11 protein-coding genes are annotated in these 14,484 nt (G+C 68.3%); 10 read left to right on the top strand and 1 reads right to left on the bottom strand.

Annotated elements, in window-relative coordinates:
- Window positions 1-367: 367 nt before the first annotated feature.
- From K7G19_RS00415 to K7G19_RS00370, 10 genes are all read left to right on the top strand, one after another.
- On the top strand, window positions 368-862 hold the full coding sequence (locus tag K7G19_RS00415; protein ID WP_149319935.1) for a DUF4863 family protein: 495 nt from the start codon (window positions 368-370) through the stop codon (window positions 860-862).
- Entirely contained in the window at window positions 859-2,427 is a 1,569-nt protein-coding gene (locus tag K7G19_RS00410) for a 3,4-dehydroadipyl-CoA semialdehyde dehydrogenase (protein WP_226105138.1), read from the top strand. The genes K7G19_RS00415 and K7G19_RS00410 overlap by 4 nt, the downstream gene beginning before the upstream one ends.
- 230 nt (window positions 2,428-2,657) lie before the next feature.
- A complete protein-coding gene (locus tag K7G19_RS00405) occupies window positions 2,658-4,328 on the top strand; it encodes a benzoate-CoA ligase family protein (protein ID WP_226106259.1) in 1,671 nt (556 codons plus the stop codon).
- Entirely contained in the window at window positions 4,325-5,212 is an 888-nt protein-coding gene (locus tag K7G19_RS00400; protein WP_226105136.1) for an alpha/beta fold hydrolase, read from the top strand. Before K7G19_RS00405 ends, K7G19_RS00400 begins: the two co-directional genes overlap by 4 nt.
- A 113-nt stretch (window positions 5,213-5,325) precedes the next feature.
- Window positions 5,326-6,684, top strand: a complete 1,359-nt coding sequence (locus K7G19_RS00395) for an MFS transporter (RefSeq protein ID WP_226105134.1) — start codon at window positions 5,326-5,328, stop codon at window positions 6,682-6,684.
- Window positions 6,685-6,884: 200 nt separating this feature from the next.
- Entirely contained in the window at window positions 6,885-7,838 is a 954-nt protein-coding gene (locus K7G19_RS00390) for a VOC family protein (protein ID WP_226105132.1), read from the top strand.
- Window positions 7,839-8,041: 203 nt separating this feature from the next.
- The gene (locus K7G19_RS00385) at window positions 8,042-9,508 is read left to right on the top strand and encodes an MFS transporter (protein WP_150082401.1); all 1,467 of its coding nucleotides are present in this window, start codon (window positions 8,042-8,044) and stop codon (window positions 9,506-9,508) included.
- A gap of 218 nt (window positions 9,509-9,726) precedes the next feature.
- The gene (locus K7G19_RS00380; RefSeq protein WP_226105130.1) at window positions 9,727-10,614 is read left to right on the top strand and encodes a LysR family transcriptional regulator; all 888 of its coding nucleotides are present in this window, start codon (window positions 9,727-9,729) and stop codon (window positions 10,612-10,614) included.
- Between the two features lie 26 nt (window positions 10,615-10,640).
- Entirely contained in the window at window positions 10,641-11,759 is a 1,119-nt protein-coding gene (locus K7G19_RS00375; protein ID WP_226105128.1) for a nitronate monooxygenase family protein, read from the top strand.
- Window positions 11,760-11,940: 181 nt separating this feature from the next.
- Window positions 11,941-13,377, top strand: a complete 1,437-nt coding sequence (locus tag K7G19_RS00370) for a 3-deoxy-D-arabino-heptulosonate 7-phosphate synthase (RefSeq protein ID WP_370639457.1) — start codon at window positions 11,941-11,943, stop codon at window positions 13,375-13,377.
- A gap of 129 nt (window positions 13,378-13,506) precedes the next feature.
- Here K7G19_RS00370 and K7G19_RS00365 read toward each other — a convergent pair whose 3' ends face one another.
- Complete coding sequence (locus tag K7G19_RS00365) at window positions 13,507-14,475, bottom strand: tripartite tricarboxylate transporter substrate binding protein (protein ID WP_226105126.1); 969 nt, start codon at window positions 14,473-14,475, stop codon at window positions 13,507-13,509.
- Window positions 14,476-14,484: the final 9 nt, after the last annotated feature.

Below are 14,484 nucleotides of genomic sequence, written 5' to 3'. Positions count from 1 at the left end.
CTTCGCGCGACGTCAAGAATTATTGTGCATGCTAGCGAATGACTGCGACGCTGCGCTTTACTTCATACAGCGCGTGGCGATCCCGCCATTACGCGGCCTTGGCGGTGTGTCCATCCGCCGTGGCCGTCCGTCCGTCGCTTCCTATGGCCCCGGCGGCTTGCCGAATGCACGCCGGCGTTTTAGCAGCGCTTCCGCCGACACTCCTGCAATATAGTTCTTGACAGAGCCGACGTCGACCTCTATGGTTCGCCCATGCACAATAATGCATTAACAGCAGACGTGCAAACCGCAGACTTGAACACCGCGGACGTGCAAACCGGTTACGCCAACCGGTGACGTTCTTCCCGATCTGACGGAGCGCTTGCCGATGTCCCCCACCCTCCCACCGGCCGCCCAGGCCTTCCGCCAGCAATTGGCGCAACTGACGGCCCGCCTTGCGGGCCGTCCGCTCGACGCCGAGCTGGACGCCTGGCTCAACGCCGAATACGGCCCCGATACCGAGTCCTATCGCGCGCTGAAGGCCGCCTGCGAAACAGGCGTCGCCGAAGGCTGGCTGTGCGATCGCGAAGGCGGCGGCATCCGCTACGGCCGCATCTTCAAACCCGCCGACGACCTGCACGGCTTCTCGGTCGACGTGGTCGACATGCAGGACATCGCCGGCCCGCATCACACCCATCCCAATGGCGAGATCGACCTGATCATGCCGATCGAGGGCGAGGCCCGCTTCGACGGAAGGCCCGCCGGCTGGCTGGTGTGCCCGCCCGGCAGCGCCCATCGCCCCACGGTGTCGAACGGGCGCGCGCTGGTTCTTTATCTGCTGCCCGAAGGGCGCATCGACTTCACCCGACAGGAGGCAGCATGAGCGAATCGCTACCGAGCTATCTGGCCGGCCGCTGGCAGCATGGCAACGGCAAGGGCACGGCACTGTTCGACCCCGTGCTGGGCGATGAACTGGCGCGAGTCGATGCCACCGGGCTCGATCTGGCCGAAGGCTTCGCCTTCGCGCGCGAGCAAGGCGGCGCGGCGCTGCGGGCGCTGACCTATCGCGAACGGGCGTCGCTGCTGGGCGCCATCGTGCAGGTGCTGCAGCAACACCGCGACGCCTACTACGAGATCGCGACCGCCAACAGCGGCACGGTCAAGCGCGATTCCGCGGTCGATATCGACGGCGCGATCTTCACGCTGGGCAGCTATGCGAAGCTGGGCGAGACGCTGGGCGACCGGCGCTATCTGCTCGATGGCGAGGCGGCGCGCCTGGGCAAGGATCCCTTGTTCCAGTCGCAACACGTGCTGGTCCCCACGCGCGGCGTCGCGCTGTGCATCAACGCGTTCAACTTCCCTTCGTGGGGCCTGTGGGAGAAGGCCGCGCCGGCGCTGCTGTCGGGCGTGCCGGTGATCGTCAAGCCGGCCACCTCCACCGCCTGGCTGACGCACCGCATGGTCCGCGATGTCGTCGAGGCGGGCATCCTGCCCCCTGGCGCGCTGTCGATCGTCTGCGGCAGCGCCGACGGCCTGCTGGACGCACTGGAGCCCTTCGACGTGGTGTCGTTCACCGGCTCGGCGCAGACGGCCGCGCAGATCCGCACGCATCCGGCCATCGCGCAGCGCTCGGTGCGCGTCAATATCGAGGCGGACAGCGTCAACTCGGCGCTGCTGCTGCCGCGCGAGGCCGGCGGCAACGATGCGCTGCCGCTGCTGGCGTCCGAGGTCGTGCGCGAGATGACGGTCAAGTCGGGACAGAAATGCACGGCGATCCGCCGCGTGCTGGTGCCCGAGTCGCTGTACGACGCCGCCGCCGAAGCCATCGTCGCGAAGCTGCGTGAAGTCACCGTCGGCAACCCGCGCAACCCGGACGTACGCATGGGGGCGCTGGTCAGCCGCGCGCAGCTCGCCACCGTGCGCGAGGGCCTCGCGCAATTGCAGGCGCAGACGCAAACCCTGCATGACGGCGCGAGCCAGGCGCTGATCGACGCCGATCCGGCCGTGGCTTGCTGCATCGGTCCGACGCTGCTCGGCACGCGCGATCCCGACGGCAATGCGCTGGTGCATCAGATCGAGGTGTTCGGCCCGGTCGCCACGCTGATGTCCTATCGGGAGCGGCAAGGCGAAGACAGCATCGACGCCGGCCATGCCTTCGAACTGGCGCGCCGCGGCGAAGGCTCGCTGGTGGCGTCGCTCTATGGCAGCGATCCGGCCGCGCTGGCCGCCGCGGCGCTTCAGCTGGCCGACAGCCACGGCCGCGTCCACGTGATCTCGCCCGATGTCGCGCAGCTGCATACCGGCCACGGCAACGTGATGCCGCAATCGCTGCACGGCGGCCCCGGCCGCGCCGGCGGCGGCGAGGAACTGGGCGGCCTGCGGGCGCTGAACTTCTACCATCGCCGCAGCGCGGTGCAGGCCAGCACGGCGGTGCTCGACCGGCTGTAACGACCGGCTGTAAGGACGAGTGCCAAAGACCAGCTCCGAGGAGACACGCAGCACATCGCAGTACTTGGGCACTTGCAGGAGTTGCAGGACCTGCAGGGCTCGCAGGACATACAGCGCCTGCAGTATTCGCAGCATCCATAGAACAGATGGGGAGACAACGCATGGCAGCCGCAACGACGACTACCGCGACCACGATCACCGCCACCGCGCCAGGCTCGGACCCGCCGCCGATGGTCGCGCCCACCACGCCCTTCAACTTCGCCCAGCACCTGCTGGAAGCCAACGCGCACCGCGGCGACAAGACCGCCTATATCGACGACCACGGCCGCCTGCGCTACGGCGAACTGGCCGAGCGCGTGCGCCGGTTCGCGACCGCGCTGCGAGCCCTCGGCGTACGCCGCGAGGAACGCGTGCTGCTGCTGATGCACGACTGCAGCGACTGGCCGGTCTGCTTCCTCGGCGCGATCTACGCCGGCATCGTGCCGGTCGCGGTCAACACGCTGCTGACGCCCGACGACTACGCCTACATGCTGCAGCACAGCCGCGCCCGCGCTGCGTTGGTGTCGGCGGCGCTGCTGCCGGTGCTGGAGCAGGCCATGGCGAAGGCGATGGGCGAAGGCGGCCATGAGGTCGACCACGTGATCGTGTCCCGCCCCGAGGGCGCCAAGCGCGATGGGAGCACCTTGCCTGCCGGCATGGTCTCGCTCGACGCGCTGATCGCCGACCATGCGCCCCAGCCGGCGGCCGCAGCCACCGGTCCCGATGACCCCGGCTTCTGGCTGTATTCGTCCGGCTCGACCGGCCGGCCCAAGGGCGTGCTGCACAGCCAGGCCAATCCCTACTGGACCGCGGAGCTCTACGCCAAGCCGATTCTCGGCCTGACCGAGGACGACGTCTGCTTCTCGGCGGCCAAGCTGTATTTCGCCTACGGCCTGGGCAACGGCCTGACCTTTCCGCTCAGCGTCGGCGCCACCGTGGTGCTGATGGCGGAGCGGCCCACGCCCGAGGCGATCTTCCGGCGCTGGCTGGACCATCGCACCACGGTGTTCTTCGGCGCGCCCACCGGCTATGCCGGCATGCTCGCCTCGCCCGCGCTGCCGGCGCGCGAACAGGTGGCGCTGCGGCTGTGCTCGTCGGCCGGCGAGGCGCTGCCGGCCGAACTGGGCCAGCGCTTCACCGCGCATTTCGGCTGCGAGATCATCGACGGCATCGGCTCGACCGAGATGCTGCATATCTACCTGTCGAATCGCCCGGGGCAGGTCCGCTACGGCACCACCGGCTGGCCGGTGCCCGGCTACAACATCGAACTGCGCGACGAGGAAGGCCGGCCGGTGCCCGACGGCGAGGTGGGCGACCTCTATATCCAGGGCCCGAGCGCGGCGCTGATGTATTGGGGCAATCGCGACAAGTCGCGCGAGACCTTCCAGGGCAGCTGGACCAAAAGCGGCGACAAGTACGTGCGCAACGCCGATGGCACCTACTGCTACGCGGGCCGCAGCGACGACATGCTGAAGGTCAGCGGCATCTACGTCTCGCCGTTCGAGGTCGAGGCCACGCTGATGCAGCATCCCGCCGTGCTGGAGGCCGCGGTGATCGGCGTCAACGACCCGCAGGGGCTGACGCGCACCAAGGCCTTTGTCGTGCTCAAACCCGGTACGCAGTGCGACGACGCCGAGCTCAAGGCCTTCGTCAAGGAACGGCTGGCGCCCTACAAGTACCCGCGCCTGATCCAGTTCGTCGACAGCCTGCCGAAGACCGCGACCGGCAAGATCCAGCGCTTCCGGCTGCGGGAGCAGGAGCAGCAGCAACAGCGACAGCAGCCCATGGACTGCGGCCGCGACGTCGCGTCGAACGTGCTGATCTCGCCGAGTGGGCAATTGGCACTGGCGGGGCTGCAATGAGCGCGCCGGTCGAATTCGTCGAGATCGATTGGGCCGGCCGCCCGGTGCGGATCGAATATCAGCGGCTGGGCACGGAGAACGCCGGCGCCCCGCTGCTGGTCTTCCTGCACGAGGGCCTGGGATCGGTGGCGATGTGGCGCGATTTTCCGCAGCGCGTCTGCGAGGCGCTCGGGTGGCGCGGCCTGGTCTATTCGCGGCCCGGCTATGGGCGTTCGACGCCGCGGGCCGCGGACGAGGTCTGGCATCCGGATTTCATGCACCGCCAGGCGCACGAGGTATTGCCCACGCTGCTGACGGCGCTCGGCATCGACGCCCAGGCCGAACCGCCCTGGCTGCTTGGGCACAGCGATGGCGGCTCCATCGCGCTGCTGTACGCGGCGCGGTTTCCGTCGCGCGTCGCCGGGACCATCGTGCTGGCCCCGCACATCCTGGTCGAGGACCTGTCGGTCTCGAGCATCGAGAAGGCGCGCGAAGCCTATCTCAATACCGACCTGCGGCAGCGGCTGGCGCGCTATCACGACGATCCGGACTCGGCCTTCTGGGGATGGAATGGCATCTGGCTGCATCCGCCGTTCCGCCACTGGTCGATCGAGGCCGAGATTGCCAGCATCACCTGCCCGCTGCTGGCGGTGCAGGGGCTCGACGACGAGTACGGCACGCTGGAGCAGATCCGCGGCATTGCGCGCCGCGTGCCGCAGACGCGCCTGCTGGAGCTGCCGGAGTGCGGCCATTCGCCCCATCGCGATCAGCCCGACGCGTTGATCGCGGCGATCGTCGATTTCGTGCGCGATCCGCAGTCGACAGCCATGGCGCCGATCACGCGGTCGCCGCACGACTTGCCGCAAGAGTTGCCGCAAGAGTTGCCGCAGAACTTGCCGCAATAGTCGCCGCACGCCGCCGGGAACGCCGGCGCGGCGTCCTGGCGGCCCCGTCGGCCCCGTACCCGATCGTTCACCCATCACAGAGCCGGTAGAAACCGGACTGCAAGGAGACAACCATGCGTCAAATCGACGTCCACCAGCTGGCCGACGAGGCCCGCTTCAACCGCTTCCATGGGCTCGTGCTGTTCTGGTGCGCGCTGATCATCATCTTCGACGGCTACGACCTGGCCGTGGCCGGCATCGCCCTGCCGTCGATCATGCAGTCGATGGGCGTCGACGCGACGCAGGCCGGCTTCATGGTCAGTTCCGCGCTGTTCGGCATGATGTTCGGTGCGATCTTCCTGGGCACCATCGCCGATCGCATCGGCCGGCGCTGGGCCATTGCCATCTGCATCGTGCTGTTCTCGGTCTTTACCGCGGCTGCCGGCTTCACCAGCGATCCGGTGACGTTCAGCGTCACGCGCTTCCTCGCCGGCCTGGGCATCGGCGGCGTGATGCCCAATGTCGTCGCGCAGATGACCGAGTACTCGCCGCGCAAGATCCGCGGCACCATGGTCACGCTGATGTTCAGCGGCTATTCGGTCGGCGGCATGCTGGCCGCGGTGGTCGGCAAGGGCCTGATCGAGAGCTACGGCTGGCAATCGGTGTTCCTGGCCGCTGGATTGCCGGTGCTGCTGATCCCGATGGTGATGAAGTCGCTGCCGGAGTCGATGCCCTTCCTGATCCGCTCGGGACGCCTGGACGAGGTCAAGAAGGTGCTGAGCCGGCTGGAGCCGTCCTACCGGCCGCAAGCGGACGACCGCTTTGCGCTGCCCGAGCTGAAGGCCGGCGAGGCGCCGATCGGCAAGCTGTTCCAGGACGGCCGCGGCTTCAGCACCGTGATGTTCTGGGTCGCGTTCTTCATGTGCCTGTTCATGGTTTACGCGCTGAGCTCGTGGCTGGCCAAGCTGATGGCCAGCGCCGGCTACAGCCTGGGCTCGGCGCTGACCTTCGTGCTGGTGCTGAACTTCGGCGCGATGATCGGCGCGGTCGGCGGCGGCTGGCTGGCGGACCGCTTCAATATCAAGCACGTGCTGGTCGGCATGTACGCGCTGGCGGCGGTCTCGATCACCTTGCTTGGCTACCCGGTGCCGACGCCGGTGCTGTTCGTGCTGGTGGGCCTGGCCGGTGCGTCGACCATCGGCACGCAGATCGTGACGTACGCCTATGCCGGCCAGTTCTATCCGATGGCCGCGCGCGGCACCGGCATCGGCTGGGCGTCGGGCGTCGGCCGCAGCGGCGCGATCCTGGCCCCGATCGTGATCGGCATGCTGGTCGGCATGGCGCTGCCGCTGCAGCAGAACTTCGTCGCCATCGCGATTCCGGCCGTGATCGCCGCGCTGGCGGTCTCGATGATCGACCATCGGCGTTCGGCCTCGGCCAGTCATGAGGCAGCGCTGCGCACGCCGGCGCCGGCGCCAGCCGTGCAGAAATAGCGGCGCCGGGCCGCCCAAACATGCGGCCCTGAAACACGCGATCCCGAAATACCCGATCCCCAGGGCACTCCACCCTGGGGATTTTTTGCGCCCAGGATTTGTGCCGGACGCGTGCGGCGACTACTCTGGAGTTTCATCGCAAAACGGCGGCCGGCATGGCGCCGTTTTCCTTTCGAGATGCCTGAAAAGGAGCCCGGCACATGACCACGCCTGTCACCCCGCCTGTCGCCTCACCGCCCACCCTTGTCCCGCACCTTTGGTACGACAAGGAGGCCGTCGAAGCGGCGCGCTTCTATGTATCGGTATTTCCGGATTCGGCCGTCGATTTCGTTGGTCAGATCCGCAATACGCCGTCCGGCGACTGCGATCTCGTGCGGTTCACGCTATGGGGCCAGCCCTTCATGGCGATCTCGGCGGGCCCGATGTTCCGCTTCAATCCGTCGATCTCCTTCTTCGTGCTGTTCGATCCGGGCCGCGATCCTCAGGCGCGCGAGCGGCTGGATGCCATGTGGGACAAGCTGGTCGATGGCGGCCAGGCGCTGATGCCGCTGGACGCCTACCCCTTCAGCGCGCGCTTCGGCTGGATACAGGACCGCTACGGGCTGTCCTGGCAATTGATGCTGACCGATACGTCGAGCGAATCCCGGCCGCCGATCGTGCCGGCGCTGATGTTCACCGGCGATGCCTGCGGCAAGGCGGAGGCGGCGGGCGAGTTCTGGCGCGAGATCTTCCCGGATTCGCAGGCGGGGCAACTGGTCCGCTATGGGCCCGGCATGGAGCCGAATCCGGCGGGCTCGGTGATGTTCTCCGACTTCCGGCTAGGCAATACGTGGATGGCGGCGATGGACAGCGGCTACCCGCACGGCTTCGCCTTCAACGAGGCCATCTCGTTTGTCGTGCCGTGCGAGGGCCAGGCGAGCATCGACCATTACTGGTCGAAGCTCTCCGCGGTACCCGAAGCCGAGGTATGCGGCTGGTGCAAGGATCCGTTCGGCATCTCGTGGCAGATCGTGCCGGCGGAGATGGACACGCTGATGCGCTCCGGCGACCAGGCGGGCATCGACCGGCTGGTTCAAGCCCTGCTGCAGATGAAGAAGCTGGACGCGGCAGCGCTGCGCTCGGCCTTCGAGGGAACGGGAAGCAGCCGGCCGTAAGACGGCATGCAGGCAAGACCGCAAGGCCCACGGAACATTTGAAACATATACCGAACATGGGAAACGGGACGCCCCAAGGCCCGGAATTCCAGCGTCCTTAAAGATATAACAATAAGTCATTTGGATCAGCGATCGTGCTGGCGTAGCATTCGCCGCGCCGCCGCCCCTCCCGGCGCGCGGCGCATGCTCCCATCACGATCGCCATGTCCGTCGACCTCACCCTCTCCCCTGCCGAAGCGCAACAGGCGGCCGCCACCGCCGCTCCACCCAACAAGGCCGTCATCCGCTCCGCCGCCGATGTCTCGCAACTGGTCAACCAGGGCGGCGCCCAGGCCAGCAATGCGCGCATGGTGGTCGCGATCGCGCTGGGCGGCGTGTTCCTGGACGCCTACGACCTCGGCGCGCTGGCCTTCGGCCTGAAGGACGTCACCCGCGAATTCAACCTGACGCCGGCCGGCACGGGCATGGTCGCGTCGGCGATCACCTTCGGCGCCATCGTCGGCGCGTTCCTCGGCGGCTATTTCACCGACCGCATCGGCCGCTATCGCGTCTTCATGGCCGACATGCTGTTCTTCGTGGTGGCGGCCATCGCCTGCGCGCTGGCACCGAACGAATACGTGCTGGCCGGTGCCCGCTTCGTGATGGGCCTGGGCGTCGGCATCGACCTGCCGGTGGCGATGGCGTTCCTTGCCGAGTTCTCCAAGCTGCAGGGCCGCGGCAACAAGGCCTCGCGCGTGGCGATGTGGTGCCCCACCTGGTATGCGGCGATCTGCGTGTCGTATCTGCTGGTGCTGCTGTGCTACGCGGTCCTGCCCGAGTCGCACAGCGGCCTGCTCTGGCGCATCATCCTCGGCTTCGGCGCGGTGCCGGCACTGGTCATCATCGCGGTGCGCAGCAAGTACATGAGCGAATCGCCGGTGTGGGCCGCCAACCAGGGCGACCTTGAAGGGGCCGCGCGGATCCTGAAGCGGTCCTATGGCATCGACGCGGTGGTTGCACCCGACGCGGTGGCCAAGCCCGCCAAGCGCGCCGCGTCCTGGGGCAACTACGCGGTGCTGCTGCAGGGCGTCTATCGCAGCCGCACGGTGCTGGCGACGATCATGTCGATCGCCTCGTCGTTCGCCTACAACGCGGTCGCATTCGGCCTGCCGGTCATCATCGCCAGCTTCCTGGCGCAGACCATGCTGAACACGATCCTGATCTCGCTGGCGCTGAACCTGCTGTTCGCCTTCGTCGGCGGACTGATCGGCGTGCGGCTGGTGCCGCGGGTCGGCGCGTGGAAGCTGACCGTGGTCGGCTACGCGTTCCAGCTGGCCGCGCTGGTCGGCCTGGCGCTGGTCGGCAAACCGGACGGGGTCAGCGAAGTGGTGGCGGCGATCGCGCTGCTGGCCGTGTTCCTGCTGGGCCAGGGCTTCGGTCCGGGCGCGCACACGATGACCTATGCCTCGCTGAGTTACCCAACCTCGCTGCGCGGCGTGGGCGTGGGCTTCAACCAGACGCTGATGCGCGCCAGCTCCACGCTGTCGCTGTTCCTGTTCCCGGTGCTGGCCGCCGCGCTGAGCACCAAGGTGTTCTGGGTCATCGCGCTGGCGCCGCTGGCCGGCCTGCTGGCGCTGCTGGCGATCCGCTGGGAGCCGGCGAACTACGACGTGGACGCCGAGGACTTCTGATCGAACTGGGGGGCCGGCCACGCCGGACCACCCTGTCGAACGCTCCAGAAGGGAGAACGCTTACTGCGTTCTCCCTTTTTGCTTTGTGGGTCCTTTGTGGGTCCTTCGTGGCCGCCTCGACCTTTGTGGTCGCCTTGACTTATCGTTCTCGATACAGGATATTTGATCCATCTTCATTCCTGAATTGAGAACGGCGAGAGACACCGCGCCGCATCCGGATGGAACTGGCCGAACTGGAAATCTTCCGCGCCGTGGCGCAGGAGCAGAGCGTCACGCGGGCCGCCCGCGCGCTCGATCGCGTGCAATCGAACGTCACCACGCGCATCAAGCAGCTCGAGGACAGCCTCGGCGTGACGCTGTTCCAGCGCGACAGCAAGCGCATGACGCTGACCGCCGAAGGGCAAAAGCTGCTTGGCTATGCGGATCGGCTGCTGGCGCTGGCCGAGGAAGCGCGGCAGGCGATGCGGCACGACGTCCCCACCGGCAAGCTGCGGCTGGGCACCATGGAAAGCGCCGCAGCGGCCAGACTGCCCAAGCCTCTCGCCCGCTATCACGCAAGCTATCCGCTGGTCGACGTCGAGATCCGCACCGGCACCGCGCAGGCGCTGGCCGATGCGGTCGCCTTGCACCAGCTCGACTGCGCGATCGTCGCGCACCCGGGCAATGGCTCGCCGCGCCAGCTGTCGATGGAGGACATGGCGCCGGGGCTCGAAGGCACGTTCCTGTTCACCGAGGAACTGGTGCTGGTGCTGCCGGCCAGCCATCAGCGCGTGTGCCGGCCGCAGGACGTCAGGCTGCGCACGCTCGCCGGCTTCACGCGCGGCTGCACCTATCGCCGCTGCGCGGAAGAATGGCTGGCACAGGCCGACGAGGGCCTGCGCCGCAACCTGACCGTGCGAGAAATGCCCTCCTATCACGCGATCCTGGCCTGCGTCAGCGCGGGGTCGGCCTTCGCCATCCTGCCCAAATCGCTGCTGGCGCTGCATCGCGACAGCGACGACTTCCACACCGTGCCGGTGCGCTCCGCGCATACCTTCCTGGTCAAGCGCGCCGGCTTCACCACCGCCGCCTACGAAGCATTGCTGCACGAGCTGCGCCAAGGCTGAGCGGCCCGATCCCGAAGGAGCATCCGATGACCCCCTCTTCCGTTGAATCTTCCGCTGAGAACGGGCTGCTGGCCCGGCTCGGCATGTCGACGCCGATCATCCAGGCCCCGATGGCGGGCGTCAGCACGCCGGCGCTGGCCGCGGCCGTTTCCAACGCCGGCGGCCTCGGCTCGCTCGGCGTCGGCGCGATGAACGCCGATGCCGCACGCCAGGCCATTCGCGACACGCGCGCGCTGACCGATCGGCCCTTCAACATCAACCTGTTCTGCCATGTGCCGGCGCAGGCCGATGCGCAGCGCGAACGCGGCTGGCTCGACTACCTGGCGCCGCGCTTCGCCGAATTCGGCGCGACCGCGCCGGCCTCGCTGCGCGAGATCTATCGAAGCTTCGTCGCCGACGAGGCGATGTTCGAGATGCTGCTGCAGGAGAAGCCGGCCGTGGTCAGCTTCCACTTCGGCCTGCCGGATCAGGCATGGATCGACGCGCTGCGCGAGGCCGGCATCGTGCTGCTGGCGTCGGCGACGACGATCGCCGAGGCGCGCCAGGTGGAGGCGGCCGGGATCGATGCCGTGGTGGCGCAGGGCGTCGAGGCCGGCGGCCATCGCGGCGTGTTCGATACGCAGGGTTTCGACGAAGGACTGGGCACGATGGCGCTGGTCCGGCTGCTGGTGCGCAAGACCTGCATGCCGGTGATCGCGGCGGGCGGCATCATGGACGGCGCCGGCATCGCGGCCGCTCTGGCCCTGGGCGCGACAGCGGCGCAGCTCGGTACCGCGTTCGTGGCATGCCCGGAGACGGTGGCCGATGCCGCGTATCGCGAAGCGCTGCTGGCGGACCAGACGCGTCCCACCACGCTGACGCGCGCCATCTCCGGCCGCGCCGCGCGGGGCTTCGTCAATCGCTTCACCGAACTGGGCGTCGCGGCCGATGCGCCGCCGATCCCCGATTACCCGATCACCTATGACGCCGGGAAGGCGCTTCACGCCGCGGCCAAGGCGGCCGGCAGCGCGGACTTCGCCGCGCAATGGGCGGGCCAGGCGGCACCGTTGGCGCGTTCGCTGCCGGCGGCGGAACTGGTGGCGACATTGAATGCCGAGCTGGACGACGTGCTCGGGCGCCTCGGTGCCATGGCGCGCGCGGGCTAACAGGACTGCGTGGCGGTTCCCCCGGGGGACATCGGGGCGCGTTGGGGTGCGGGAGTCATCAGTGCTGGAGTCATCGGTGCTGGAGTCATCGGCGCGGGCGTATCCGGTGCGGGCATCATTGGTGCGGGCTTCATTGGCGCTGGAGTCGTTGGGCGCGTGAGTCATTGCTACCATTGCACGCATGTCCCTGCCGCTGCCGCCACCGCCCGTCCTGCTCGACAACACGCTGTGCGCCGTCGCACGCCGGTATCGCTTGCCGGCGATCGGCGCCGTGTCGGAACGGATTCACGAGGCCAATCCGGCGACGGCGCTGGCGGTAACCATCGAGCAGGCGCGCCTCGCGCTCGCCAGCGGCGAAGTTCCGGGCGCCGCACTGAAGCATCTGTTCGTCGAATCGCTCGCGCGCATGGTGCGGGACGCGATCCGGCCGGATGCGGGCGACCCGGCTTTCCAGGCGATGGTCCTTCGGCATCGGGTGCCCCAGGTGCGCGAGTACGCATCGCTGGCGGCCCGCGCCGAGCAGGACCGCAGGCTGGTGCTGGCCGCCGTCAACGCGGTGGCCCACCCGAACAAACCGCAGCGGAATGCTTCGGGCCCGCAGCGCGAGGCAATGACGCAGCTCCACGCGGCGGCCTCGGCCTCCTCGTGGGCTGCGCTGCACGATACCGTTCGACGCCTGCTCGCCATGCCGGCGATCTCGAACGAGGCGCCGAACGCAACGCCGAACGCAGCCCCGCTGCAGCCCGCCTTGGCGCAATTGCTGGACAGCCCCGCATTGGAACGCTTGCGACGCCTCGAAGCGCTGAGCTCGGATGCGCAGGTCCGCCAATATCGCTCGCTATGGGACCGGCAAGGTCCTCGCTCGGGAACCGCCACCGCGACGGCGCAGGGCGTTTCCTCGCGGCAGCGCGGGGCCGCAGTCGAAGCCCTGGCGGCGCAAGCGCTTCGCGCGTTGGCACAGCGGCTCAACGACGCGGAGGGAACGTCGGCGCCTTACCGCGTGGTGACTTCGATGCGCGTGCCGGCGTCGCTGCCGGCCAGCCACGAGCGAGCCAAGACCGAATGGGATGCGGTATTGCTCAGGCAGGCCAGCACGGAGGATGAGGCCGACGACGAAACACCGGCGTGGGACGTCTGCCTGCTCGTCGAAGCCAAGGCTTCGGTGGATGCGGCCACGACGGATCTCCCTCGCTTGCTGCGCGGCTTGCGCCTGCTCGCCCACGCCGAGCAACACGTCACGTATGCATTCCAGACGGAACAAGGCACCGTGCGCCTGCGTGGCGCCTCGCTGAGCGCGCTGCCAACCGACGAGGCCGGGGTCGCCAGCAAGGTCCTGTATTGCAGCGATGCGCCCGCCGAATCCAATCCACGCGTGCTGAGCGCAGCGAGCCGGATGCAGCTGCTGTCCGCACCGGCCACGCTGGCATTCGCCAGCAAGCTGATCGAAACGCAGCAGGCGGATTCGCGAGAACTCGAGCCGGTCTGGCATCAACTGCTGGAATCGCCGCAGTGGAGCGCCGTGCTGAACCAATACCGGGCGCTGCGGCGCGTACGCGAATTGATGGTCCACGCGGACGACCTGCTGGCCGCGATCGGCGACGTGGGCCAACGCGCCTGATACCTGCTGACGGCGATCGGCGACACGGACCAACGCGCCTAATACCCTGCTGGCCGCGATCGGCGACACGGGCCACCGTGCCTGATGATCGATTGGATCCCGCCGCGATGACGGGATCCGCGCCGATCCTTATTCCGGCTGAATGCCGGCCTGCTTTACCAGCGCCGCCCAACGATCGACCTCGCCGCGCAGCCTGTCGCCGAGTTGCGCGGGCGACGAGGCCTTCAGCTCGATGCCCTGGCTATCCAGCCGCGCCTTGGTCTGCGGATTGGTCAGCGCCGCCCGCACCTCGTCCCCAAGCCGCGCGACCACCGTCGACGGCGTCCGTGCCGGTGCAACGATGGCCCACCACTGGCTGATCTGCAGCGCCGGCAGTTTCGCTTCGGCGGCGGTCGGCACATTCGGCAGCGCGGCAATGCGCGCCGGTCCGGTAACCATCAGCGCCGTGATCTTGCCCGCGCCAAGCAGGCTGCTGCCGCTTGCCAGCGTGGCGAAATGGCCCGCGACCAGTTGCGAGGAGACATCGGTGAGCGCGGGCGCGGAGCCGCGGTATGGCACCGCATCGATGGGAATCGTGGCCTGCGCCTCCAGCATCTTGGCCGCCAGATGGCTGATCGTGCCGTTGCCGCTCGTGGCCAGTTGCAGCGGTTTGGCCTGCTTGCGCGCATCGGCAAGGAAGCGCTGGGCCTCCCCGGGCCGATAGCGGGTGCTATCGGCGAACAGCACCAGCGGCGATTCGCCGAGCAGCGAGACCGGCGTGAAATCGCGCAGCAGGTCGTATGGCATCTGGCGGAACACCGACGGCGCGACCGTATGGGCCAGTTCGATGACGCCCAATGTATAGCCGTCGGGGGCCGCCTTTGCCACGGCCTCGGCGCCGATGCGGCCCGATGCCCCTGCCCGGTTCTCCACGACCACAGGCTGGCCCATCGATTCGCTCATCCGCTGCGCCACGGCGCGCGCCAGCGCGTCGGTGCTGCCGCCCGCGGCCCAGGGCACGACGAGGCGAATGGGTTTTTCCGGATAGGCCGACATGGCCGCGGGGGCATGGGCGGTGAGGCAGATTGCGAGGGAGGCGATCAGATAGCGCAGCGTCATGGGAACACT

Origin of the sequence: Cupriavidus sp. DB3, assembly GCF_020418465.1 — a bacterium.
GTDB lineage: Bacteria > Pseudomonadota > Gammaproteobacteria > Burkholderiales > Burkholderiaceae > Cupriavidus > Cupriavidus cauae.
Note: the sequence above shows the minus strand (reverse complement) of the source record. Positions and strands in the feature narration are given on the sequence as shown.

Bases quoted from the DNA above. Each gene is read 5' to 3' on its own strand.
- K7G19_RS00415 (WP_149319935.1), top strand. From the start codon at position 368: ATGTCCCCCACCCTCCCACCGGCCGCCCAGGCCTTCCGCCAGCAATTG.
- K7G19_RS00410 (WP_226105138.1), top strand. From the start codon at position 859: ATGAGCGAATCGCTACCGAGCTATCTGGCCGGCCGCTGGCAGCATGGC.
- K7G19_RS00405 (WP_226106259.1), top strand. From the start codon at position 2,658: ATGGTCGCGCCCACCACGCCCTTCAACTTCGCCCAGCACCTGCTGGAA.
- K7G19_RS00400 (WP_226105136.1), top strand. From the start codon at position 4,325: ATGAGCGCGCCGGTCGAATTCGTCGAGATCGATTGGGCCGGCCGCCCG.
- K7G19_RS00395 (WP_226105134.1), top strand. From the start codon at position 5,326: ATGCGTCAAATCGACGTCCACCAGCTGGCCGACGAGGCCCGCTTCAAC.
- K7G19_RS00390 (WP_226105132.1), top strand. From the start codon at position 6,885: ATGACCACGCCTGTCACCCCGCCTGTCGCCTCACCGCCCACCCTTGTC.
- K7G19_RS00385 (WP_150082401.1), top strand. From the start codon at position 8,042: ATGTCCGTCGACCTCACCCTCTCCCCTGCCGAAGCGCAACAGGCGGCC.
- K7G19_RS00380 (WP_226105130.1), top strand. From the start codon at position 9,727: ATGGAACTGGCCGAACTGGAAATCTTCCGCGCCGTGGCGCAGGAGCAG.
- K7G19_RS00375 (WP_226105128.1), top strand. From the start codon at position 10,641: ATGACCCCCTCTTCCGTTGAATCTTCCGCTGAGAACGGGCTGCTGGCC.
- K7G19_RS00370 (WP_370639457.1), top strand. From the start codon at position 11,941: ATGTCCCTGCCGCTGCCGCCACCGCCCGTCCTGCTCGACAACACGCTG.
- K7G19_RS00365 (WP_226105126.1), bottom strand. From the start codon at position 14,475: ATGACGCTGCGCTATCTGATCGCCTCCCTCGCAATCTGCCTCACCGCC.